Origin of the sequence: Streptococcus mitis, assembly GCF_001074635.1 — a bacterium.
Classification (GTDB): Bacteria; Bacillota; Bacilli; order Lactobacillales; family Streptococcaceae; genus Streptococcus; species Streptococcus mitis_E.
Genome location: NZ_JUQO01000244.1, coordinates 1 through 1,409 on the forward strand (window position 1 = coordinate 1; position 1,409 = coordinate 1,409).

The window sequence follows — 1,409 nt, forward strand, 5'->3', positions numbered from 1 at the left end:
GTAAATGTTGGTGTGTAAGTTGCTGTTGCTGGTGTTCCATTCGCATCTTTCACTTGTACCGTTGCTGGTGGAACTTCTCCTACATATGACTTATCTGTTGGAGTGAATTTCACTTCTCCAGTCGGTAGGCCACTTGGATCTTTCACTAGTGTGTAAGTACCAATTTCTTTACCATCTTTACTTACTGTTAATGATTCTACTGGGTTTCCATCTGTTCCGCCTAGTAGTGTCATCTTAGTTTTGTCAATCGCTACAGGTGTATTTTCTGTTCCTGGTTCTTTACCTGGCTTGAATGTTACACTTCCTGTTTGTTCAACACCTTGTGGTCCTTCTGATGTTCCGTTTTCTGATGTTGGTACGATTGGTGTAATTACTGGTGTATACGTTGTAGTCGCTTCTGTTCCGTTTGTATCTTTACCTTGAACTGTTACTGGTTTTAGTTTTCCAGCATATGTTTTATCTGTTGGTGTAAATGTTACAACTGGTTTTCCATCTACTACTTTAATTGTATAAGTACCTACTTGTTTTGTTCCGTCTTCTGACATTGCTGGAACTGTATCTGATGGTGTTGTTCCATTATCTCCACCTAATAGTTTGTAAGCATTTGGATCCATTGGTACTGATTTTTCTGCAGTTCCAATCGTTGCTTTACCTGGTGTGAAGGTTACTGGTGTTTCTTGTGTTGCACCTTGTACTTTTGTAGTTGTTGCTTCAGTTGCGCTTGGTGTTACTCCTACAACATTTGGTTTGAACGTAGCTGTTGCAGGTGTTCCATTCTTATCTTTACGAACGATAGATACTGCTGTCGCTTCCCCTTTGAATGTTGGAAGTGGTGTGAATGTTACTACACCATTGTCATCAATTGTATAAGTTCCTTGGTTTTCAACTACAAGCGTTGTTACTTCTCTTTCATCTCCAGTCTTGCTTGGATCGATTAGTTTCGCTTTGCTTGTTGCTTCAAATGGCACAGATACTTCTTGATTATTTACAGTATTTTTACCTGGTGTAAATACTGGTGTTGCTGTTTGTTTTGCACCTTGAATATCACTTGTTACTTGGTTATCACCTGATGGTACGGCTGCTTTTACAACTGGTGTATAAGTTGCTGTTGTTGGTGTTCCATTACCATCTTTTGCTTGTACTGTTGCTGGTACTGGTGTTCCTGAGAATCCTGGTTCTGGAGTAAATGTAACTTCTCCTGTTGCAGGATTAATTGTGTACAACCCAACTTTTTCTCCAGCTGCATTTTTAGCATCAATTTCTGTTGCTTCAATTGGTTGATTATTAGCTGGATCTACTAATTTCGCAGGATTTGTTGCACTTACTGTCATTGGAATATTTTCATTTCCTGACTTGAAGCTTGGTGTTCCTGATTGTGGTGCACCTTGGATTCCTTCTGAACCTGCATT

At 39.6% G+C, this 1,409-nt stretch carries 1 protein-coding gene; it reads right to left on the bottom strand.

Annotated elements, in window-relative coordinates; genetic code table 11:
• Positions 1 to 1,409, bottom strand: a 1,409-nt coding sequence (locus ADI58_RS10260) for an Ig-like domain-containing protein (protein ID WP_049522514.1), incomplete at both ends; no start/stop codon positions are given.